Source organism: Parasedimentitalea maritima (assembly GCF_005771405.1).
Lineage (GTDB): Bacteria > Pseudomonadota > Alphaproteobacteria > Rhodobacterales > Rhodobacteraceae > Parasedimentitalea > Parasedimentitalea maritima.
Genome location: NZ_VAUA01000002.1, coordinates 421481 through 442015, shown reverse-complemented (window position 1 = coordinate 442015; position 20535 = coordinate 421481). Strand labels below are relative to the sequence as shown.

Sequence of the window (20535 nt, the reverse complement as noted above, 5' to 3'; positions counted from 1 at the left end):
CAGTGGCAGTGTTAAGCGCGAAACAACCGGCAATCAAAAAATTCTAGGGAGAAAATCATGAAGAAACTGAACATCATGTTGTCAGCAACGGTAGGATTCGTGGGCGTTGCCATGGCTGGCCAGGCTGCTGCGGCACCGTCTTGCGGCAGCAATACTGGCGAGGCAGCAACCGGTGAACCCATCATTGTTGGTGGTATCCACGGCAATGCCGCTCCCGGAGATTTCTCGGCGTCCACTGATGCCGCTGCGGCCTATTTCTCATGCGTCAATGACAATGGGGGGATCAACGGTCGTCCCATTGACTACCGGGTCGAGAATGACCAATGGAACCCGGAATTGGCATCACAAGCGGCTGCCAAGCTGGTTGATGATGCTGGCGCTGTGGCCTTGGTTGGCAATGGGTCGTTCATGGAAATGGCTGTAAACGCAGGCACCTATGCCAAGGCCAATGTCATGGTCATGGCATCGGCCTGCGCCATTTCGGAATGTTTTGAATCGTCCAACATTGTGTCGACCAACCAAGGTCCACTGCCGTCGAACCTCGGCGCAACACAATATGCGCAAGAAGAGCTGGGTGCGACCAATGTGGCCTGCATCGGTTTGAATATTCCCAACAACGGCCCTTGGTCTTGTCAGCCTTCGATCGACTTGATGAAGGCCCGCGGTGGTGATGGTTCGATGGCGCTGCTCAACCCTGGCGCTCCTGATGTGAACTCGGCTCTGTTGGAATCGATTGCGAATGGTGCGGACACAATCCTGATGAACCTGCCAGCGGGTCTGGCCATTGCGGTGCTGAAGGCCGCAGAAGAACAGGATCTGCGGGACTCGTACAACTGGATTGCGCCGACACCATTGTATGACCTGTCGGTCCCCGAAGCCTTGGGTGAGTATTGGGATGGCAAGGTTTGGGTGAATGCGGAACTTGCCCCCTTCCACCTGAATGGTGCGGATGCGCAAAACTGGCTTGCTGTTATGGATAGCTATGCCAACCCCAATGATCCGCGCGATACCTTTGCGCAGTCGGGTTATCTCTCGGCTCGCTTTTTCACAGACACAATGCTGGCCATGGACCCCGCAGAGGTTGGTGACCGTGCCAAGGTGACCGATGCGATCAAGTCCATCAAAGGCCTGACCTCGGACCTTATGTGTGGTCCCTATTACGTCGGTGACTCCGATTTCCACATGCCAAACCATGCGGGCTATATGCTTCAGATGGTTGGCGGCGGTTTCAAGGTTGTGCGCGACTGCTACGAATTCGACAGCGCCTATTTCGAACCCCATATCGCTTTGGAAAAAAAGCTGGGCCTGCGCTGACACCAAGCATTTGTGTATCACACCCGCCGATAGGTTCGGCGGGTGTTTTTTTGACCGGAAAGAACCGTTGTGATGAAGACTAAATACATCAACTGGCTGATCTATGCCGTGCTCATGGTGGTGGTTGTGACTTGGCTGGGCTGGGGCAAGCCAAACAAGATCATCGGGATGTTTTTCGTCTCTGGGCTGGCAGTGGGTTCGCTATATGCATTGGGCGGAATTGGTCTGGTGGTGCTTTTCCGTGCTACCGGCGTGTTGAACCTTGCCAATGGAGCGGCGGGTGCCGCCGGCGTGATGACGGCCTGGCAATTAGGCCAATGGGGGGTCTGGGCGCCTCTCACTTGGGCGGCCTGCATTCTTGTTGCTTTGCTCATTTCCTTGTTTTACGGCCGAATGATAGCGCCATTGCTAGCTTGGCGTGAACCGGTGGTTAAGGCCGTGGCCACGCTGGGTTTTGCACTGATCATCCTTGGCTTGGTCAGCTTTCTCTGGATTGATGACCCTCGCTCTATCTCGCTGCCAACTGACAAAATTGGGATCAAGCTCTTAGGGTTGCGTGTGACAGCCACCCGGATGATCGTGTTTTTGTCTACGATTGGGCTGGTCATCGCTATTTATCTGTTTTTGGGTCAGACCAAAATTGGTTTGAACATGCGGTCATTGGCCAATGACCGAGATCTTTCTGCCCTGATTGGCATTCCAATTCTTAAGGTCGAAACTATTGCCTGGGGTCTGTCAGGGCTGATTGCTGGCTTTACCGGGCTGATGTTCGGCGATCTGATCCGTCTGGAACCGACGGTTATCACGTTTATGGTGATACCTTCGATTGCTGCTGCCATCTGTGGCCGCCTGGACAACCTGATGGTTGTGCTTGTTGGTGGCCTGTCGATGGGGGTGATCGAAAGCCTGCTGACCCTGTCACCCGGCTTGAAAGGCGCGCGCCCCATTGCCCCATTTGTTATCGCCTCTTTGGTCTTGTTGTGGTCCCAGCGTGGTACACAACTCACCTTTGGCGGAAGGGATTGATTTAATGCTGCCAAAACTTTTTCATATCACGCCGTCGGGCGCTGCCGGGCTTCTGTTTGCGGTCTTCGCCTTTTTTGTTGTGCCTACTCTTGCTGGCAGCCTTTGGCTGAATGTCTTTACATCTATGGGGTGCTTTACGCTGGCAACTGCTGGGGTGGCCTTCATGTATGCCCGTCTGGGTATGGTTAGCTTGACTCAAGTTGGGCTTATGGGTGTTGGCGGTTGGGTCATGCTGCGATTAAACCATGGGTTTGCCCTGCCGTTTGAGGTCAACATGGTGATCGCTGGGTTTGCAACAATGGTACTGGGGTGGGTGTTGGCGCTGCCAGCCCTGCGGCTACGAGGGTTGTATCTTGCGCTAGTCACACTGATGGCAGCCGGTGGGTTGGAGATTATTCTCTCGACCTTTCAGTTTCCCAATGGTGGTTCCGGGTTTTGGGGTGTTCAGACAGGGTCGGGGGCAGCGTTCCGACGACCCGCGTTGGCACAAAGCCCCGAGGCCTATCTACGATATGTCGTTGCCATGGTGACCTCAGGTTTTCTATTCATCGAGTTGCACCGGCGACTGGCCCCGGGGCGGGCCTGGGCGCTTATCCGGCGGTCCGAGGCGGCGGCAATGGCGGCTGGCGTTAACGTCACCTTCTACAAGGCTTGGGCTTTTGGAATTTCGGGGCTGCTGGCTGGCGGGGCTGGTGCGCTGTTGGCGGGTAGTCTGGGATTGTTGGACGGTGGTACATTTAGGGCCAGCGAAAGTGTCATGCTTTTTGCTCTTGCTGTGGTCGGCGGTGCACGGTTCTGGTTGGGGGCTGTCATTGCTGCCGCGTTGTTCCGGGTTTTGCCAGCGTTGCTGAACAACTGGGGGGTGGATGCTGACCTGTCGTTTGTCATTTTTGGCGCAGGGTTGCTGCATGCTGTTATCGCGGCGCCAAACGGTATTGCCGGTCAAATCATGGAGCTTTTCGCCGGGTTAATTCAGAAGCTGAGCAACAAACTGGGCTTGGTCGCGTCTATCGTTATTGAGGGCAGTGCAGATGATTGAGGTTCAGAATGTAACTGTGCGCTTTGGCGGTGTGGTGGCCCTTGACGGGGTTGAGGCTCAGTTTGCCAACCCCGTGAGCGGCATTATTGGCCCAAACGGAGCGGGTAAGACCACACTGATGAATGTAGTTTCGGGGTTTGTAGCAGCACAAAACGGTCAGATAGTCAAAGACAATCAAAACTTGATGGGGCTAGCCCCATACAAACGTGCACATTGGGGTCTACGACGGTCTTTCCAAAAAGAAGAAATTGCGGATGACCTGACGGTTGCAGAAAATGTGCTTGTCCAGGTGGATCACTCGACACTGACCGCTGCGCACAAAAACAAAGACGTTGCCCACGTGTTAGAAATCGTAGGCATGGCTGATCAAGCTGATAGGCCCGGAGCGAGACTTAATTCATTTGAGCGGCGTTTGACCGATGTCGCCAAATGTCTGGTGGGCGATCCCAAATTGATCATGTTTGACGAACCGGCGGGGGGGCTGTCGGTGGAAGAGACGGCCCGTCTGGGTGATCTGATCCTAGATATCCATGCAAGAACCGGGGCGCAGACGCTGGTAATTGATCACGATGTCGATCTGATTGCGCGCATCTGTTCCGAAACATTGGTTTTGGATTTTGGTAGAAAAATCGCCTTTGGCCCAACAGCTGAAGTGCTGTCAGATCCCAAGGTCAAAGCAGCCTATCTTGGTACCGAGGATATTTGATCATGGCGTTGGAACTTAAAGATATTGTCGTCAAAGATGGGTCTCGTACATTGGTTTCGCAGGCCTGTCTGACTCTGGAACCTGGTCAGGTCACCGCAGTGCTGGGATCAAATGGGGCGGGTAAATCCGAATTGGTACTGGCCATCGCCGGAATGTTGCCAATCGCGTTCGGCACAATGATTGTTGATGGTGTTGCGATGACCGGGCGAGGCCCCGATATGATTAGAGCTGCTGGCGTTGCTGCGGTCCCTGAAGGTCACCGTGTTTTGACCAAGTTGTCCGTTGATGAAAACCTGCGGGCTGCTGGTGCGATTTTGCCCGAGGGGCTGAGGGAAACCCTGACCGATGTCTATCAATTGTTCCCTGAATTGGCAGAACGCAAAAGTCAGATCGCCGGAACTTTGTCTGGAGGGCAGCAGCAGATGGTGGCCTTGGGGCATGCGTTGATGTGCCGCCCGCGGTATATGTTGATCGATGAAATGTCGCTTGGTTTGGCGCCCTTGGTGGTGAAACGCCTGATGGGCGTAGTGAACAGTCTAAAAGCGCGGGGTGTTGGGTTGTTGCTGATAGAGCAGTTTACCGATCTTGCCCTAGGAGTCTCCGAGCAGGCAATGGTGCTGCGTGGCGGGCAAACAAGCTATAGCGGTTCGGCCGCTGCTTTGCAGACTGATCCTGTTCTATTAGAGACCGCCTATTTCGGAGCAGATCACGTGCAGACTGATCCCAATCGGACAACAATGGAAAATGGCGCCTCGATGCGGGGTAACTAAAGCCAGCAGAGGCAGGCACCGTTACCGCACAAGTGGATCAGAAACGGTGCCTATTCTCGCATTAGACATTCATACCGCCATCCACCAACAGCACAGTTCCAGTGGTATAACTGCTTTGATCTGACGCCAAATATAGAACTGATTGTGCAATTTCTTCGGGCTGACCGTGTCGCCCCATGGGAATGATCTCGTCAAAGAATTCGGTGCCATCACGACCGATTTCTTCGGATAATTCGTCCTCGACCCGCTGTTGAAAGCCGTTGTTGACGGGGCCAGGATTGATAGTGTTTACGCGAATTCCCTGAGGAGCCAGCTCCTTTGCCATCACCCGCATCAGACCGGTCTGCGCATGTTTGGCTGTGATGTAGGCATAAACACCGGGATCCCCCCGTAGCCCCGCAACACTGGAGGTGATGATAATGCTACTGCCACGGGTCATATGTGGCACCGCATATTTGGCTGCCAAAAATGCCCCGCGAACATGGACCGCATAAACAGCGTCAAAGGCCTCGGTCGGATAGTCCTGAATTGGAGCGATTGTGCCAAAGTTGCCTGCATTGCTGAACAACACATCAATTCTACCAAAGGCCTCGACCGTTGCATTTACATATTTCTCCGCGTCTGCCTCGACCGAAACATCAGCGGTCAAAAGCAACAGGTTGTCCGGCAAGCAATTCAATTTTTCTGCGGCTTTTTCCAGCGCCTCGGCATCACGGTCTACCAGTGCGACCCGTGCACCACTTTCAATCAAAGATTGAGCAGTTGCTAAACCAATCGATCCGGCGCCACCGGTAATCAAACACACTTTATTTTGCAATCCATACATCTTTACTCAGCCTTTGATTTTTAGGTGAATTGCTACACATGTGTATAGCTTGAACCAATTGAACTAGCTAACTTTTTGTTGAAAAAAACCACCCGATTCTGTTACAAGGTTTGGAGCTGTTATGTGAGTGACTTATCGTAGGTGATTATACGGCTATCGACTGATGAAATCTCCCGCATAACGGGCATAAGTAGGGTCGGAAATCGAAACACTTTTCCTGCGAGAAATGTACATTTCTGTATGAATGACATGCCGTTTCGCAATGTGATCAGAACGGACAAATTTAGATCCTGCTGCGCTGCAATGAAGATCATTGGCAATGCGGAAAATCACGAAACCAGTGACTGGTTAAACAAGTGATGTAATAATTCACATCGGCCGTTTCGACAGCGATAAGGGGTAAAGCATCGCTTGCATTGAATGCGGATCCGGTTGAAATTTTCGTCCATATAAATGTCCGATTTCAACCGCTTAAGTCAAAATGCAGTCTTTTGAAACGTGAGTATTTTGAGCTATCTAGAACCGCTGTTCGAATGGAGTTGTGTCATGTCGATGTGGGACAAAGGGCAGTGGTGTTGATTTAGTTAAGGCGAGTTCAAATAGGTCTGACAACACCACCAGCAAGGCCGAGGTTTTTTTGTACCGAGGCTTTAAGCAAAGAACTCAGTAAGTTTTACTGGAGGCTGCTCAAGCATTTTTTCCAGTCACTTTCGAACCGGGTTGCTTCCATATTGCTGTTTGATCGGTTGTTGCGACTGTTTTTGTCCAGGGTCTGGGTTGCTTGAATTATCGCCTGTTTCCACGCAGCAATACTATGATCATGAACATTGGTTGCGCCCGCCTGAATGTGGTCTTTCAGGCCGTCTGTCGTCGCAACAATGACCTTGCGACCGGCTGAACGGGCTTCGTGTGCAACCAGCCCATATGCTTCCCAGCGGGACGGCATCAACAAGGCATCAATGGAGCGCATGGGTTCCAGCGGATCGTCGCAATGGCCATGGAAGGTGATCCTGGGATCACAAAAGGCAAGCGCTTCCAGTTCTGACCGCAATGGACCATCGCCAAACACCATAAGTCGCAGATCTAGCCCGCTGCATTCGCGAAAGGCGCGGATCGCAATATCAAATCCTTTCTGTTCGTGTAGACGCCCTACCAGTCCAAAGATCCGAGGGCTGGTGGCAGGTTTGGGTAAGGTTTCAAATCCGGTCAGGTCGACCGAAGAATGGATGACTGACAACCTGTCTTCGTCGATCAGGTCGCGTCGGATCAGCCAGTCTTTTTGTGCATTGCTGACTGCGACCACGCGGTCGAACAGACAAAATGCGCTGCGCAGCATGGAAAAAAACCGATTTTTGTTCAGGACTTTCTGCGCCACGAAGCCCTGAGTGTAACTGTGTTCGACATGGATCATTGGTGTATCTGGGTACATTGCCCTGAGCCGAGCACGGGCTGCAAAATTGCGCCAGTTCAACGCTAAATGTGAAACAATAACATCAACGCCACCTTTGGGCAGTGTCAGCTTGCTGTTCTCAACAACTGCCATGCGGTGCTTGCCGGTCTTGGCAAGATATTTTGACGAAAGAATTGTGTCGATAACTCTCATGACGCCACCTGGCGTTGTATCGTCGGTTAAGTGCAGAATGGAAGCATGGCTCATTGTGGTCTCCTATGTTTGTTTCTGTTGACGCGGTTCTGTGGCTCCGCGCCGTAGCATCGCGGCAAATCGCATCGGGTCATATCCGGTCCTGGAGAGACACGCGGTAGCGACGAGTGTGGTTAGTGTTTTCAGTGGTTCCTCAAGCAGCGGAGAAAAAGAGGCCTTGAGGAATTCACGCGCATATTTTTTAGCTTTGAGTTCATCGCCTGCGCTAACAGCGCGGCGGGCGAGATAGCGCAACTGATATGCACGGGCCGCGGGTTCGTGTTTGGCAAAGAAAATTGGGGACAACGGGCGCAGTTTTTCGACCATGCGGTTCCAAGATGCCAACTGCTTGTTGGTGTTGGCCGACAAACCGCCGCCTGCAATCCGGTACATGGTCAGATGACCACGAATGCCTTCGATTTCCCAATCAGTGGTCAGTGCCAGACGCAACCAGCATTCGATATCTTCGGACTGGCGAAATGTTTCGTCAAAGAACCACTGCCGTGGCCGATCTTTCTGCGGGGTATAAGCTATGTCCATTAGCGCGGCGCGGCGAAAGATAGCCACCGAGCCGTTGCCCACTGGGTTTCTTTTGAACACCTCAGCAGCGGTTATCGCGTGCAGTCGTGGGGACTGTTTCAGGCCCAGAGGTTGGCCTTCACCATCAATCAGTATCGAGCCTGCATAGCTCAATCCGACGTCCGGTGATAAATCCAGATGCAGGATGTGACGCGCCAACTTGTCTGCTACCCAGAGATCATCCGAGTCACAAAAACCGATGTAGTAGCCTGCTGCTTCGGCAATTCCGGTGTTTCGTGCCCCTGCCAAGCCCCGGTTTGGTTGGTTGACGACATGAAACCGGCTATCTTTCAAGAATGGTTGGATGATGTCCACTGTGTGATCCGTGGACCCATCGTTCACCACGATTACTTCAAAATCGCGAAAAGTTTGGCTCTGGAGAGAACTCAGTGTCTCCGCGATAGTTGCAGAGGCATTAAAAGCGGGGACGACAATACTTGCTCTGGGCATCAGATACTCCTTTGGGAATTAGCGATTGAACAGAGAACGGCGCAGGGATTTGGGCAACAGCGGTGCACACAGCGAACCGATCGCTGTCAGCAATCCCCGGCGCAGCGGAAACAGAAATGCGCGCGGACTTTGCATAAGGCCTGAGAACGTTAGGTAGATGGCCGAAGACCCATAGTGACCCAACCGAAGGGCGCGGCGTGCCAGGTAGCGCATATAGATTGCTTCGGCGCGCCGGTCTGGTTGGAAGCCAAAGCTGCGTGCGGTTGCTAAAACCCGCTGTCGTGATCGGGACATGGCGACCAGATCAGACGACAACCCCTGTGGATTGGTGCGATACCAAACATGTAATTGATCAAGTCCATTGATGGATGCGCCGCTGCCAACAAGTCGGATCAGCCATTCCAAGTCTTCGTTATGGACCATATTGCTGTCGAAACCGCCACTTTGCAGAAAGACTTTGCGCCGCAGCGAGATATTGGAGGTAGTACAGACCGGATTTTCACCCAACAGCAAAGGTACAGACAGCGGCGCCTTGGGAACGGTTGAATGTGCGTCGGCTTTGCCGCGTCGGCGAAAAAAGGCAACGCGGCCGAACAGACCATCTGTACTGTCATCCAAAAAGGCCCGGTGCAGGGTTTCCAATTTGGATGGCACCCACAAATCATCAGCATCACAAAAGCAGAGTATTTCCCCGGTGGCGTGATGTGCCCCCATATTCCGTGCGGTGCTGGGCCCCTTGCCGATGTTGCGCAACATCTTGATACGCGGGTCAGCGTCCTCCCAACCCTTTAGCAGTTTGGGGGTATCATCTGTTGACCCGTCATCGATGCAGATCAACTCCCAATCTCTAATCGTCTGAGACAAAAGCGCTCCGATGGATTCATTCAATGTTTTTGCGGCGTTGAAACACGGCATGATGATTGTAAATTCTGGCATGGCTTAGACCTTTCTCAGTTCCTGGGGGGAGGGTTTCATCAGGTGCGGCAGGGCCGCAGCGATCAGTATGATGGTGGTGGTGAACACATAGGCGGTCGCCATGGTGCCCAATCCGTAGGGGGCGGCGATGATGGCCGAGATAACCAGCGCAATGGTCAGGATCAGGGTCACGATGAACTCGACCTTGGGGCGACCATTGACCCGCAGGCTGGCCGCAACGGCGGTCCAGATGGTCAGGGGCAGGGCGGCAAAACACAGCACTGCAACGGTGGGGGCAATATGGGCCCACTTTGCCCCCAATAGCAGGGGTACATAGATCGGAGCAAACAGGGACTGCAGTAGCACAAAGGGCAGAATACAGGCCAAGGATAGTTTCACGGTGCGGCGTAGGGCGGCCTGTTGATCAGCCTCTTGGCAGAGATGCGGGAACAACACGATGCTCAGCGCGGCGCAGAAAGACGTGGCCAGGCTCAGGCCCGCATTGAAGGCCAGGAAATAGATCCCCAGAGCTTTGGGGCCCAGCAGAGCACCAACCACAATCTTGTCGGCATGTAGCCGCAGTGCCTTGACCAATTCGATACCTGTCACGGGCAGACCGTAAGTCAGGAAAGGGTGCAGCGGAGCCAGCAGCGCGGTGTTTTTGCGCTGCCATGGGCGCAGATGGCGTACGGCGACCAACCAGACCGGCGCGGTCAAAATACGTGGCAGGATCAGCACTAGTGGCGAGGCCCAGGTGAAGGCCAATGCAACGGTGATCAGGTTTGCCCCCGACACCTGCGTGGCAGAAATCATTGCAACCCGCTTTAGTCGGTTCTCGCGCATGGCCAGTGCGACCTGCACCAGACCCGCCGGCATAAACAGATATTCGATGGCCATCAGCCCAACCAGTGCCCCAACAGTGGTTTGGCTTGATAAATAAAGCCCAAGACCGATGGCCATCTGGAGCAGCGCCAGTCCAACGCAATAGCCCCAAAACAAACGGTGTGCCGAATGGCATACCGCCTCAAGATTGTCTTTGTGCGCAGCGATGATCCGTTGGCCAATGCCGTTTTCGGTCAGCGACTTCAACACTTCACCTATGGCCAACGCGGCGGCGGCATAGCCAACGTTTTCTGCGCTCAAATTTCGTGAAATAGCGACAACAACCAACAGCCGAGTGGCCTTGGCCGAGATTTCCGATGCCCCAAAGGCCAGCAAGTTTGCTAGGAGGGAGGAGGGGCCTGAAGAGACGTGGGACATCGGAAACTCATCTGTTGTTTCCTCCAACCTAGCGACGCACGCCCGTCGAAGATGGACCCACAAACGGAGAGACCCGGGCAATTCTGGTGCGCAATTGACCCATTGGGATAGGAAAACGATCCACCTGCATAAGGCGAACTAGACTCAGGCTTGGTCTATTGTTTGATTAAGTGAAAAAAATAACGAGGTAGGGCACGTTTTGGTTGATCAGTGGATGAAACGTCTCAGCACGCTTTCTGTTGTGCTGCTTGCCAGCTGTGCAGCAACTGGCGACCCTGACAACATTGAAACCAAGTCAGGTGATTACGGCTATCAAGCGCAATACCGTGACATCGAGGTCAGCCGCGCTGATGCTGGGTTCCTTAAATCAGCTCGACTTAATTCAGAGATCTGCCTGCCTTATCGTGGCGGAGCCTATGGCACAAAGGTCAGTGGAGTCGCCAATACTCTGTTGGGTGAAAGACTGTCGCGTAATGATCTGGTCGAGGTCCGAATTGGTAATGATGAAGATCTTGGCGGCAACTACGTGGTCTCGCGCGATGGCACGCTGAAAATACCTTACTTACCGCCGATCCGGGCGCAGGGCCGCAGTACCGCTGATGTTGAACGGGATCTCAACACCATACTCGTAGAAAAACAGCTCTATGATACAGCCCCTTTGGTTTCGGTCCGGGTCATGGATGTTGCTTCGGCCCTGGTTGGGGTATCTGGCGCTGTGTTTGAACCGCATCAGGTTGAACTGGGTGGCATTGCTGGCGATCAGCGCGATGTCGGCCGACAAGAGGCGCTGGGCGCGTCAACCGAGGCCCGAAACCTGTCGGCAGCTCTGCGCGCAACTGGTGGGGTTCGCCCGGATGCTGATCTGTCTGCGGTGGAGTTGCGGCGCAATGGCAGGCTGTACACGCTGGATCTGCGTGGTGTTTTTCAGGGCCACAACATGGTGGATGTCATGTTGCTGACGGGTGATCAGGTTTTTGTGCCATCCCGCCAGTGTTTCCAGGATGATCTGATGCGACCCAGCCCAGTCAGCCCTCCGGGGGTGACTGTGTTTATGTCGAACCTGACCCAACCGGCAACCGGGAACGCCATTTCGGCCATTGGCCGTAACGTGCGGGAAATGCCTTATGGCACTCGGTACCTGCAGGCCATTTTGGATTTGAACTGCGTTGGCGGTGCGCGCGCCAGCAGCGCCCATCGGTCGGGGTTGTTATTGTCGCGCAACCCGATGACAGAAGTGTCGGTCGCTATCGAACGCGATATCGAGGACATGCTGCGCCGGGCGGATCGGGACGACTATGATCCCTATATCCTGCCGGGTGATGCGGTGGCCTGTTATGACAGCACCTTGACCAATGTTGCCGAGGTTGCCCGCGTGCTGGGGGTGATCGGCGTGGGCCTGTTGCTGAACGAGTAGCGCTTACTCGGCAACAGGCGCTGACGTGCGGTTTGGATCCAGCGTTTTGCGTGTTGCCGCCCACACATCAGATAGCTTGGCAATCTCGATCAAGCTAACCACCGTGTCTTCCTGCTTGGCGGCGGTCTCAATATGTCCAAGGCTGGTGGCAAAATCTGTGGCGCCAAACAGGCTGGCGGTGCTGCGTATCTGGTGGCACTTTGAAGCAATGGTCTCCAACCCCAGCGTTTCCAACGGCTCCTGCGCCAGTTCGGCCAACAACGCATCGCCTTCGGCCAGAAAGCGGCCCAGAAAGGTGTCATATTCGCTCTGGTCCAGCAGATCCTGAGCCATCGTTGCGTTCTCGTCCACTGAATTGGGCTGTGGGTTTTCCGGTGGGGCCGAGTTGATTGAAAGGGATTTCTCAAGCACCGCCTGCAGCGCCCGACGCAGCTCCGGCAATTGCAACGGCTTGCCAATAAACCCGTCCATACCACTGACGCGGAAATGGTCGGTCTGTTCGGGCAGCACATTTGCCGAGAATGCCAGTATTGGGATGTCACAGAAGGGCGATGGCGCATTTCGTATTTCCTGCGTGGCCTGAAGGCCATCCATGCCGGGCATGCTGATATCCATCAATATCACGTCAAACAGTTCGACTTTGGCCCTTGCGACAGCAGATAATCCATCGGTGACAATCGTCACTGTGTGGCCGTCCCGCTCCAACAGTCGGCGCGCAACAAAGGCGTTGGTTTCGATGTCCTCGGCAATCAAGATCGAAAGCGAGCGGTCAGAGGCTTTGACCTTTTCCTCGCCTCCGACGCTGGCGGGTTCTGCAACCGACAGGAAAGGCAGGCGCAGCCAGAAAACGCTGCCTTCGCCCGGTGTGCTTTCGACACCTATCTTGCCACCAAGCAGTTGAACCATGCGTCTGGCAATGCCCAGACCCAGCCCGGTTCCACTGCTGTCGCGGGTATAGGTTGAATCGCAGGTCTCGAAGTCTTCGAAAATTCTGGCTTGATCCGCTTCGGAGATGCCAATGCCGCTGTCGATGATCCGCAATTCCACATTGCAGTCGCCGTCATGTGGGGTCAGCTGCTCTACTTCAATACTGATGCGACCGGCATGGGTGAACTTGATCGCATTGCCCACAAGATTCAACAGGATCTGTTCGAGTATGGTTTGGTCAGCCTTGACCCAAGCCATACTAGACCCGAGCCATTCCCATTCGATGGTGGTTTGGTTGTGCCCCGCGTGACCGCTTTGGCTGTCGATAATTTCCTGCAGAAAACGTCCAAGATGAAAGACCGATTGAGTCACCGATGTTTTACCGGACTCGAACTTGGCAATATCCAAAATTGAATTAACGTGATGCATCAATTGCCGCCCAGATACCTCCATGTTACGTGTGAACGTCGTTTGATCCGCATCTAACTGAGTTTTGCTGATTAAAGTCAGGTTGCCCAGCAGGCCATTTAGGGGGGTACGAATTTCATGGCTCATTACTGCTAGGAAATTCGCCTTGGCTTTTTCACCGGCCAACGCTTGATCTCGTGCCTTGCGCAGTTCTGCCTCGGTATTTAACTGTTGAGAGATATCCCTGAGAAAACCAATAATCACATCGCCATCTTCAGTTTGGGCTGACTGCATGGCAAGGTCGACAGGAAAGCGCTTTCCATCGGCATTGCGGGCGTCAAGTCGAACACGGCCTGTTCCTATTAGCTGGCTTTTCCCGGTGCGTACCATGCGTTCAAATCCCATTCGGTGCGCTTGTTGTTGCTCAGCAGGGACTATCAAATCACCGATACTCTGGCCCTTGGCCTCAGCTAATGAGTAGCCGAATGTAGATTCTGCTGCAGTGTTCAAATCCACTACATTTCCCATGGTGTCGGCAACAATTACGGCCTCTTGTGTGGTAGAAAGGATCGTCCGCATCCGTGCGTTGGCGCGGGTCAATGCACGCCCTCGGGCCTGGATTTGAGCGTTGGCCATTAAAGAATAAATAAATAGCACCCCCAGTCCGACCAATATTGTGAGTGAAACAATCGCTAGCTGTGTCAGGGTTGAAAATACCTGTGACCGCTGCATGTCGGAATCACGGGCAAATCGCGCAAGCCCCAAAATAAACAGGCTTCGCACTTCTGGGCGCAACGTAGCAGTTTGTTGTAACAGACTTGGGATAGCTGAGCGCAGTGTGTCGTCTGGCCCATCTATAAAAGCAATGGTCTGATCCAGAAAGAGTTGTAATTTATCAACTGAGTTCAAAAAACTGTCAATTTCACGTACAGAGGCGAATAGTTTTCCGTTGGAAAGTATCCCCAAGCGGCTGTAAAGAATGTCAAAATCCTTTCGAACAACAGAGAGGTCAGCTCTTTGTGGATCACTGTTTCTTTCTAGCGTCAGCAAAAAGTCGAGATACTCGATCTCGACCTGCGACAATGTCCATTGAACTGAGTCGGTATCGGCTGACCGCAGCAATTTCAGATCCCGGTAAACCTCTTGGCCCAGCAAGACCAAAAGCGGCAGGCACAGGACAACCAGGGGTAGGAAAAACCAATTCTTGAGGAAGAGAAATAACCTAGGATAACGTGGCAAATTGCGATACTTTCTAACCGATGTCGTGATCCTACTATAGCATCATTCAATAATGTTTAATCGATTGAGCTGCCAAATGCTGCGGGAATAGACTGTTTCTGTTCGGAACTCAGGCGACTGATCGAAGGGGTATATGATCCACAGTGGGCCTTTTTCGCGTCTTGGGATCGGTTGCCCGTCGATAGCAAAGGCCACTATCGGCCCGCCTTCCCGCGCATCACTTATTGGGATGAATACAGAGTAATCGTTAAGTGCGATAGCTTCGATTGTGCTTCCTGTTACGTCTAGATGTTGAAGGAGCGCGTAAAGTGGCACACCAGAAAATTCATTTATCCCATCGGTCCAGATGGTTGATGTGATGATGTTCCGGACGGCAATGTCGCGAAGATCCTGAACACCCAGCGAGACAGGTTGATCAAGAAGTTGGCCTCCGGTTACTTCAAGCACTGGGGGTTCGGCAGCATCCGTCGTTCCTGCCGAACCCTGTGTTGCGACAATTGCAGCAAAAAACATCGCACGGGCGAAAGAGAATATTCCGTTGGTTTTCATGATGCACCTTTGTGTTTTCATCTTGAGTTTTGCACATTGCCTGCAGATCTTTCTGCCTCCCTCAAGTATCAGGACCTATCCGATCGGATAGGGGCAATGATGGCTGTTCGGGAAAAGTTGGCCGCAGGGCGAACCCCGCGACCGGGGGGGTCAGTAAGCTCCGCGACCTTTGAAAACCGCCTGAAACGTCACCGCGATCAGGATCAGATCCAACAGGATTGAGCGGGAGCGGGCATAGGCGATGTCCATATCCACCATGCGGTCGAAATCGATGTCCGCGCGACCAGAGACTTGCCAAATGCCGGTCAGTCCGGGTTTGACGCTAAGGCGGCGATGCGCGCGTCGGGAATACGCGGCAACTTCTTCGGGCAGCGCAGGGCGGGGGCCGACGATTGACATCTTACCGGACAGGATATTCACAATTTGCGGCAACTCGTCCAACGAGAACCGGCGCAGGAACCGGCCAACCCGTGTCACCCGCGGATCATTACGCGCTTTGAAACAGATGCCTCCGCGATCCGAAGTCGCTAGCAACTCTTGGCGGCGCGCACCGGCGTCAACATGCATGGAGCGGAATTTGTACAGGGTGAACGGTTTGCCATTTCGACCGACGCGTTTTTGGCTGAAAATCGCAGGACCGGGGCTTTCTAATCTGATGGCGGCACAAATCAACAACAGGAGCGGTGACAGTGCGGTCAGTGCCCCAAGGCTGAGCACGATGTCTAACACCCGTTTGTGGATAGCGTATTGGGAACTGGAGCGTACTGCATGTCGGGCTGCACGCCACATGAAGGCAAAGTTTCCAAGCAGGTAACGCTGTGCCAGTCGGCGTGGCTCCATTGCAAGCCGCCAAACCCACTCGCTTTTGAGTTGCCGCAACCACAGTGGCGCGCGTTTTACATTCCCGGCCCAAAAGTCAAACAGCCCGCCAACCGCCATCATGAGATCCGCGTCAAGCTTGTGCCCATGGCGGTCCAGCCACAACTCTTGCATTGGGACCCCCATGGCGACCAGCAAGATGTCGGCCCTCGAGGCATTGATGACAGAGATCGCAGCTTCTGCATCTTCAGCGCCGCCATACCCATCGCGAGTACCGGCAATGTGAAGCCCAGGAATGAGGGACTGAAGGTGAGTAGCAGCCTTTTGCGCCGTACCTGGTCGCCCGCCGAGCAGGAAAACACTTTTGTTTTGCTTTGCAGCTGACGCCAGAAGTGACGGTAGCAAGTCAGTGCCATTTAGGTTGGACGTCAGCGCATTACCGCGCATCCGAGCGGCCAGCTCTATGCCGATGCCGTCGGGCAGTATCAAATCAGCGCGCGTCAGTGCCTGCGCATAGTCTGCATCCGTGGCTCTCAGGTTCGCGCAATGGGCGTTGTAGAAAAAGACCCGGTTCCGTCCTGGCTGGAGTAAAGTGTCGATCACCGCTCCAGCTGTCGCATCGACCAGATCAACATTCATGACAGAGCATTGATCCAACTTAGGAAATACGGGTTTGGCCCCCTGGGCGAAAAACTTTTCAAGGCTGCTGGATCGATGCTGCATGGCGTGGCTCCTCGTGGCTTGCTTCACGAACAACTGTGCACGATCAATGGGGTTGGCAGTTCAGGGCATCAGGATTAAAGGTGAGACGAATGTGCCCAAACGGCGCGACCGGTTGTGAAATTACCCGCTTGCGGGGGAGGATTATCCATTTGGATAGAAATCTGGCCTAAATTTATACCTACCCCCTACCATTTGCTCTTAGAGTGATGGCTATAGAAGCTATATTTTGATGAGGTTTTGTAGTGCGAATTCTTATTGCAGATGACCATGAACTCCTGCGGGATGCGCTGGGTGCGTTCATGCAAAGCGAAGATGGAATTGAGTTGCACACAGCAGCCGATTTTGACGAAGCCTGTGCCCTGCTAAAGGGGGAGTGGACCTACGACCTAGTTCTCTTGGACTACAATATGCCAGGTATGAATGGTTTAGATGGCATTTCTGTCGCTAATGAAATCAACGGGGTCCACCGGGTCGCGCTAATGTCAGGCGAGGCCAGTCGCGAAATTGCTGAACAGGCACTTGAGATGGGCGCCATTGGATTCATCCCCAAAACACTGCCGGCGAAATCTCTGGTCAATGCGATCAAGTTCATGGCTATGGGTGAAAAATATGCGCCGCTGGATTTCATGACCGCAGAAGAGGATAAGGTCAGTCATCCCATTTTGGATAAATTGACCGAACGCGAACGACAAGTGTTGCATGGATTGACCGAGGGAAAATCCAATAAGGAAATCGCTCGCGATCTGGACTTGTCCGAGCCGACGATCAAACTGCATGTCAAAACGCTCTATCGAAAACTTGAGGTTGGCAACCGCACACAGGCGGCTCTTGTTGCAAGGGATGCGGGAATTTTTTGAGTTTAAGCTATCCCAACGGATAGGCCAGCATCCAACTGTGACAGGCGCAATGCGAATGGGATCGCCGATCCACACCTGACGCGCCGTATCATCCATTGAAACAGTTTTTCAGTGAGATGACATAATGGCGTATTTGGCTGCATCCAGCAAAATTTTCGGAAAAAACGAAGCGACCAAAGTACCACTGAAGCAAAACAAGGCGGTCAACAACGGCTATCCAAACGCCCAGTTTTTGCCACGCAAACCACGGAATTTCTTCTGGCGCTGCAGTCGCTACACGACGTTTTTCCTGATGTGGTGTGCTGGCATCTGGATGCCGATTTTTACCTATCTGACAACCACTCCACCCAAGTATACCTCCCAAATGGCGTTGATCCTGCCGGGATCAGGGGCTTCAGCCTCGGTCAATCTGGAAAGCATCGGTCAGGCCTCGTCTTATGCTTCGTCAGCCTTTGCAACAGATTCCGTCAGCCCCACCCAGACCTACAAACGGTTGATTACAGCCAACCGGATCAGATTGGCCGCAGCCCTTAGTCTGGATCTGCCGGTGACTGAATTACCGGCGCCAGTGATTGATCTGGTGGATCAAACCGGCCTGATCCGGGTTCAAATGAAAGGCCCCAGCGCACAAGAAGCACAGCTGCGGGCCGAGGCTATTCTGCAAGCCTTTCAAAGCGAACTAACCTTGCTTAGGAATGATGAGCTCAGCATGCGCGAGCAAAGCGCGGTGTCCGCGATTGAGGAATACCGGAGCTCAGTTGCGGCCACGCGTATTGATATTGACCGGCTGCAACAGGAAACCGGTTTTTTGTCCAAGGATCAGTTCTCCGCCCAGGTGCGCGACAATGATGCCCTGCGGGTTTTGACGGAAAATGCTCAGGCCCGGTTGTTGGAGAAGACCGCCTATGTCAGCGCGCTTGAGGCAACCTTAGGGCTGCCAGCAGCCAAGGCCGCAAGGGTTCTGAACCTCTATTCCGACAACAACTATCTCACTTATGTAAAAGATGCGTCAGACAAGGCGGCCCTGCTGACCGAAATGCGTTCGCACTATGGCTCCCAGCATCCGCGCGTACTCGAAGCCAAAGCGCAGCATGACCTCGCGCTGGGGACACTGGTGACAATTGCCGTGGCCCGTACCGGATTGACCGAGCCTGAAGTCATTGGGCTTGAGATGTCACAAAGGGGCGACCGCACGGCCCTGCTGGCAGATCTGGTGCGCGCCGAGGCTGAAAGGCAAGGGGCGAACGCTGAATATCAAACCTTGCACAAACGCTGTCTGGAAGAACGCCAGAAACTGGAAATCATTGCCCCCATGGCGGCGCGTCTGGAAGATCTACAACGCGATTTCCGCGTATCCGAGGCGGTCTTCACCTCAGCCATTGCACGGGGTCAGTCGTCCAAGATTGATGTCTATGCGTCTTATCCACTGGTACAGGTGCTCGAAGCCCCCTCGCTGCCGCTGAAACCGTCATCCCCCCGGCGCATGCTCACCATTGCAGCCGGTGTTGCCGCCACGCTTTGCGTCATGGTTGCGTTGGCACTGGGTTGGGCCCGCTTTGGAATGATCAACTGGTTGATTGCCCGCCGCGAAGAGCGCAGCGCATGAGCGATACTGCCCCCCAAAACCCGGCTGAAAACATCGTCTACAAAGCTTTGATCTGGACCTGGCCGTTCTATGCCGTAGGTGCTCTGTATATTGTTGGTCCGGTGCTGGGCTGGATGCTGGGTGGATTGGCCGCGCTGGTGGTCTATTTCGGGGCAGCGGTGCGCGAGGATCTGCGGTGTCACACGCCCATACCAGCCGTTGTCTGGGCCTGGATTATCGGTATGGCCGCCATGCTGATCATCCTTTGGGTTGGGTTGATCAATTTTGATTTCGGCACGAAAACGATTATCCGTTCGACCATCGGCTGGGCCAAGGGCTGGGCGTTGATGGCACTGTTCCCACTGGCCGGAGCTGTCTTGCCCATCCGGCGCGCAATTCTGGTTCGGGGTCAATGTGTTGTTGGCCTCTGGGTTCTTGTTCTTGCGCCCCTGATGCTGGTTGCGCCCTATATTGGCCTGCCTGAAAAGATTTTCACGTCGCCGCTCAAGGTGGTTGGAGGGCCGGGGCCCGAGTATTTCACCGTGTTCCTATATACTCTGGACCCCGCTAGCGGCACACCACGTTGGCAATTCTACGCGCCATGGTCGCCTTTTGCGGCCCTATTGGGGGTGTTGATGGTGCTGTTTGCGCTTGAAGAAAAATGTACGCGCTGGAAAGCCATCGGTGTGACGGCTGGTATTTTCCTGATCCTTGCCTCTAAATCGCGCATGGGACTGGTTGGGTTGATCGTCTGCCCGGCGATCCCACGTCTGTTACGTCTGTCTGCTCAATCCTGGGCCTGGCAGGGGTTGGCCGGTTGTTTGGTGCTGGCCTCGATGGTCGCTGACGGGCTGATCACCTCGGCCCAGTCTAGTGTCCGCGCCTTCAAATCTGCCCGTGCCGACAGCTCCCGCGTGCGCGCCACCCTGCAACGTATTGCAACTGAACGCTGGGAGAACGAAGCGGTGTGGTTTGGCCATGGCAGGGTCGCGCCGGGGTCTCACATCGTTGAATACATGCCCATCGGCAGCCACCACACCTGGTATGGGTTGCTCTTTGTAAAAGGCATCACCGGGTTTCTTGCCCTATTAATCCCACTGCTGTGGCAATTGGCGTTGGCGGTGACAGACACCATAAAATCGAACCGTGGCACACTGCCCTTTGGGATCATTCTGGTCTTTGTGTTGCTGTCCTTTGGTGAGAACATAGAGATCGAGGTCTATCTGCTTTGGCCAAGTCTCTTGCTCTTGGGAATACACGCCAAAGAACTGACGAAATGAGCAGAGCACACATTTCCACATGAGAATTTCAGCTTAGCCGCATCGCCATTCTCGCAGGCAGGGGCGGGGTGAGGGAGTACTATGCTGTCTTGTCGAAGTTGATTCGCGCCTGAAAGATTACATGCGCACTAATTGCAACGATCACCACGAAACAGTTCTGACATGCTAGGTATTCTGTTTCCAATCGATGAAATCAGCCCATTCGTT

17 protein-coding genes are annotated in these 20535 nt (G+C 53.9%); 9 read left to right on the top strand and 8 right to left on the bottom strand.

What is annotated here, in order from left to right:
- Positions 1-57: 57 nt before the first annotated feature.
- The 5 genes from FEE96_RS05830 (at position 58) to FEE96_RS05810 (ending at position 4855) form a co-directional block, all read left to right on the top strand.
- A complete protein-coding gene (locus FEE96_RS05830; RefSeq protein WP_138162067.1) occupies positions 58-1314 on the top strand; it encodes an ABC transporter substrate-binding protein in 1257 nt (418 codons plus the stop codon).
- A gap of 72 nt (positions 1315-1386) precedes the next feature.
- Positions 1387-2340: a branched-chain amino acid ABC transporter permease gene (locus FEE96_RS05825; protein WP_138162066.1), complete on the top strand. Its 954-nt coding sequence runs from the start codon at positions 1387-1389 to the stop codon at positions 2338-2340.
- 4 nt (positions 2341-2344) lie between these two features.
- Positions 2345-3379, top strand: a complete 1035-nt coding sequence (locus FEE96_RS05820; protein WP_138162065.1) for a branched-chain amino acid ABC transporter permease — start codon at positions 2345-2347, stop codon at positions 3377-3379.
- A complete protein-coding gene (locus FEE96_RS05815) occupies positions 3372-4085 on the top strand; it encodes an ABC transporter ATP-binding protein (RefSeq protein ID WP_138162064.1) in 714 nt (237 codons plus the stop codon). Before FEE96_RS05820 ends, FEE96_RS05815 begins: the two co-directional genes overlap by 8 nt.
- A 2-nt stretch (positions 4086-4087) precedes the next feature.
- Positions 4088-4855, top strand: a complete 768-nt coding sequence (locus tag FEE96_RS05810; RefSeq protein ID WP_138162063.1) for an ABC transporter ATP-binding protein — start codon at positions 4088-4090, stop codon at positions 4853-4855.
- Between the two features lie 61 nt (positions 4856-4916).
- Here FEE96_RS05810 and FEE96_RS05805 read toward each other — a convergent pair whose 3' ends face one another.
- The 5 genes from FEE96_RS05805 to FEE96_RS05785 all read right to left on the bottom strand — a co-directional run bounded on the left by FEE96_RS05805 (position 4917) and on the right by FEE96_RS05785 (position 10527).
- Positions 4917-5681, bottom strand: coding sequence for an SDR family NAD(P)-dependent oxidoreductase (locus FEE96_RS05805; RefSeq protein WP_138162062.1), 765 nt, complete (start codon positions 5679-5681; stop codon positions 4917-4919).
- 673 nt (positions 5682-6354) lie between these two features.
- Positions 6355-7338 (bottom strand): glycosyltransferase family 4 protein, encoded by a 984-nt coding sequence (locus tag FEE96_RS05800; protein ID WP_138162061.1) that lies wholly within the window; start codon positions 7336-7338, stop codon positions 6355-6357.
- 9 nt (positions 7339-7347) lie between these two features.
- On the bottom strand, positions 7348-8352 hold the full coding sequence (locus FEE96_RS05795; protein ID WP_138162060.1) for a glycosyltransferase family 2 protein: 1005 nt from the start codon (positions 8350-8352) through the stop codon (positions 7348-7350).
- An 18-nt stretch (positions 8353-8370) separates the two neighbouring features.
- On the bottom strand, positions 8371-9288 hold the full coding sequence (locus FEE96_RS05790; RefSeq protein WP_138162059.1) for a glycosyltransferase family 2 protein: 918 nt from the start codon (positions 9286-9288) through the stop codon (positions 8371-8373).
- Positions 9289-9291: 3 nt separating this feature from the next.
- Entirely contained in the window at positions 9292-10527 is a 1236-nt protein-coding gene (locus FEE96_RS05785; RefSeq protein WP_138162058.1) for an oligosaccharide flippase family protein, read from the bottom strand.
- 214 nt (positions 10528-10741) lie between these two features.
- Between FEE96_RS05785 and FEE96_RS05780 the strand changes: the two genes are divergently transcribed.
- Positions 10742-11941 (top strand): polysaccharide biosynthesis/export family protein, encoded by a 1200-nt coding sequence (locus tag FEE96_RS05780; RefSeq protein WP_138162057.1) that lies wholly within the window; start codon positions 10742-10744, stop codon positions 11939-11941.
- A 3-nt stretch (positions 11942-11944) separates the two neighbouring features.
- Here the strand turns inward: FEE96_RS05780 and FEE96_RS05775 are convergent, their stop codons facing one another.
- The 3 genes from FEE96_RS05775 to FEE96_RS05765 form a co-directional block, all read right to left on the bottom strand.
- The gene (locus FEE96_RS05775; RefSeq protein WP_138162056.1) at positions 11945-14398 is read right to left on the bottom strand and encodes an ATP-binding protein; all 2454 of its coding nucleotides are present in this window, start codon (positions 14396-14398) and stop codon (positions 11945-11947) included.
- A gap of 159 nt (positions 14399-14557) precedes the next feature.
- Positions 14558-15064 (bottom strand): putative pterin-binding protein, encoded by a 507-nt coding sequence (locus tag FEE96_RS05770; protein ID WP_138162055.1) that lies wholly within the window; start codon positions 15062-15064, stop codon positions 14558-14560.
- A gap of 150 nt (positions 15065-15214) precedes the next feature.
- Positions 15215-16606, bottom strand: a complete 1392-nt coding sequence (locus FEE96_RS05765) for a WecB/TagA/CpsF family glycosyltransferase (RefSeq protein ID WP_246079304.1) — start codon at positions 16604-16606, stop codon at positions 15215-15217.
- A gap of 242 nt (positions 16607-16848) precedes the next feature.
- Here FEE96_RS05765 and FEE96_RS05760 point away from each other — a divergent pair, with 242 nt between their 5' ends.
- The 3 genes from FEE96_RS05760 (at position 16849) to FEE96_RS05750 (ending at position 20328) form a co-directional block, all read left to right on the top strand.
- A complete protein-coding gene (locus tag FEE96_RS05760) occupies positions 16849-17463 on the top strand; it encodes a response regulator transcription factor (protein WP_138162054.1) in 615 nt (204 codons plus the stop codon).
- A 124-nt stretch (positions 17464-17587) separates the two neighbouring features.
- On the top strand, positions 17588-19069 hold the full coding sequence (locus tag FEE96_RS05755; protein WP_138162053.1) for a GumC family protein: 1482 nt from the start codon (positions 17588-17590) through the stop codon (positions 19067-19069).
- The gene (locus FEE96_RS05750) at positions 19066-20328 is read left to right on the top strand and encodes an O-antigen ligase domain-containing protein (protein WP_138162052.1); all 1263 of its coding nucleotides are present in this window, start codon (positions 19066-19068) and stop codon (positions 20326-20328) included. Before FEE96_RS05755 ends, FEE96_RS05750 begins: the two co-directional genes overlap by 4 nt.
- The last annotated feature ends 207 nt before the right edge of the window (positions 20329-20535 follow it).

Bases quoted from the DNA above. Each gene is read 5' to 3' on its own strand.
- FEE96_RS05750 (WP_138162052.1), top strand. From the start codon at position 19,066: ATGAGCGATACTGCCCCCCAAAACCCGGCTGAAAACATCGTCTACAAA.
- FEE96_RS05800 (WP_138162061.1), bottom strand. From the start codon at position 7,338: ATGAGCCATGCTTCCATTCTGCACTTAACCGACGATACAACGCCAGGT.
- FEE96_RS05810 (WP_138162063.1), top strand. From the start codon at position 4,088: ATGGCGTTGGAACTTAAAGATATTGTCGTCAAAGATGGGTCTCGTACA.
- FEE96_RS05815 (WP_138162064.1), top strand. From the start codon at position 3,372: ATGATTGAGGTTCAGAATGTAACTGTGCGCTTTGGCGGTGTGGTGGCC.
- FEE96_RS05830 (WP_138162067.1), top strand. From the start codon at position 58: ATGAAGAAACTGAACATCATGTTGTCAGCAACGGTAGGATTCGTGGGC.
- FEE96_RS05755 (WP_138162053.1), top strand. From the start codon at position 17,588: ATGGCGTATTTGGCTGCATCCAGCAAAATTTTCGGAAAAAACGAAGCG.
- FEE96_RS05820 (WP_138162065.1), top strand. From the start codon at position 2,345: ATGCTGCCAAAACTTTTTCATATCACGCCGTCGGGCGCTGCCGGGCTT.
- FEE96_RS05780 (WP_138162057.1), top strand. From the start codon at position 10,742: ATGAAACGTCTCAGCACGCTTTCTGTTGTGCTGCTTGCCAGCTGTGCA.
- FEE96_RS05765 (WP_246079304.1), bottom strand. From the start codon at position 16,606: ATGCAGCATCGATCCAGCAGCCTTGAAAAGTTTTTCGCCCAGGGGGCC.
- FEE96_RS05805 (WP_138162062.1), bottom strand. From the start codon at position 5,681: ATGTATGGATTGCAAAATAAAGTGTGTTTGATTACCGGTGGCGCCGGA.
- FEE96_RS05790 (WP_138162059.1), bottom strand. From the start codon at position 9,288: ATGCCAGAATTTACAATCATCATGCCGTGTTTCAACGCCGCAAAAACA.
- FEE96_RS05795 (WP_138162060.1), bottom strand. From the start codon at position 8,352: ATGCCCAGAGCAAGTATTGTCGTCCCCGCTTTTAATGCCTCTGCAACT.
- FEE96_RS05770 (WP_138162055.1), bottom strand. From the start codon at position 15,064: ATGAAAACCAACGGAATATTCTCTTTCGCCCGTGCGATGTTTTTTGCT.
- FEE96_RS05785 (WP_138162058.1), bottom strand. From the start codon at position 10,527: ATGTCCCACGTCTCTTCAGGCCCCTCCTCCCTCCTAGCAAACTTGCTG.
- FEE96_RS05825 (WP_138162066.1), top strand. From the start codon at position 1,387: ATGAAGACTAAATACATCAACTGGCTGATCTATGCCGTGCTCATGGTG.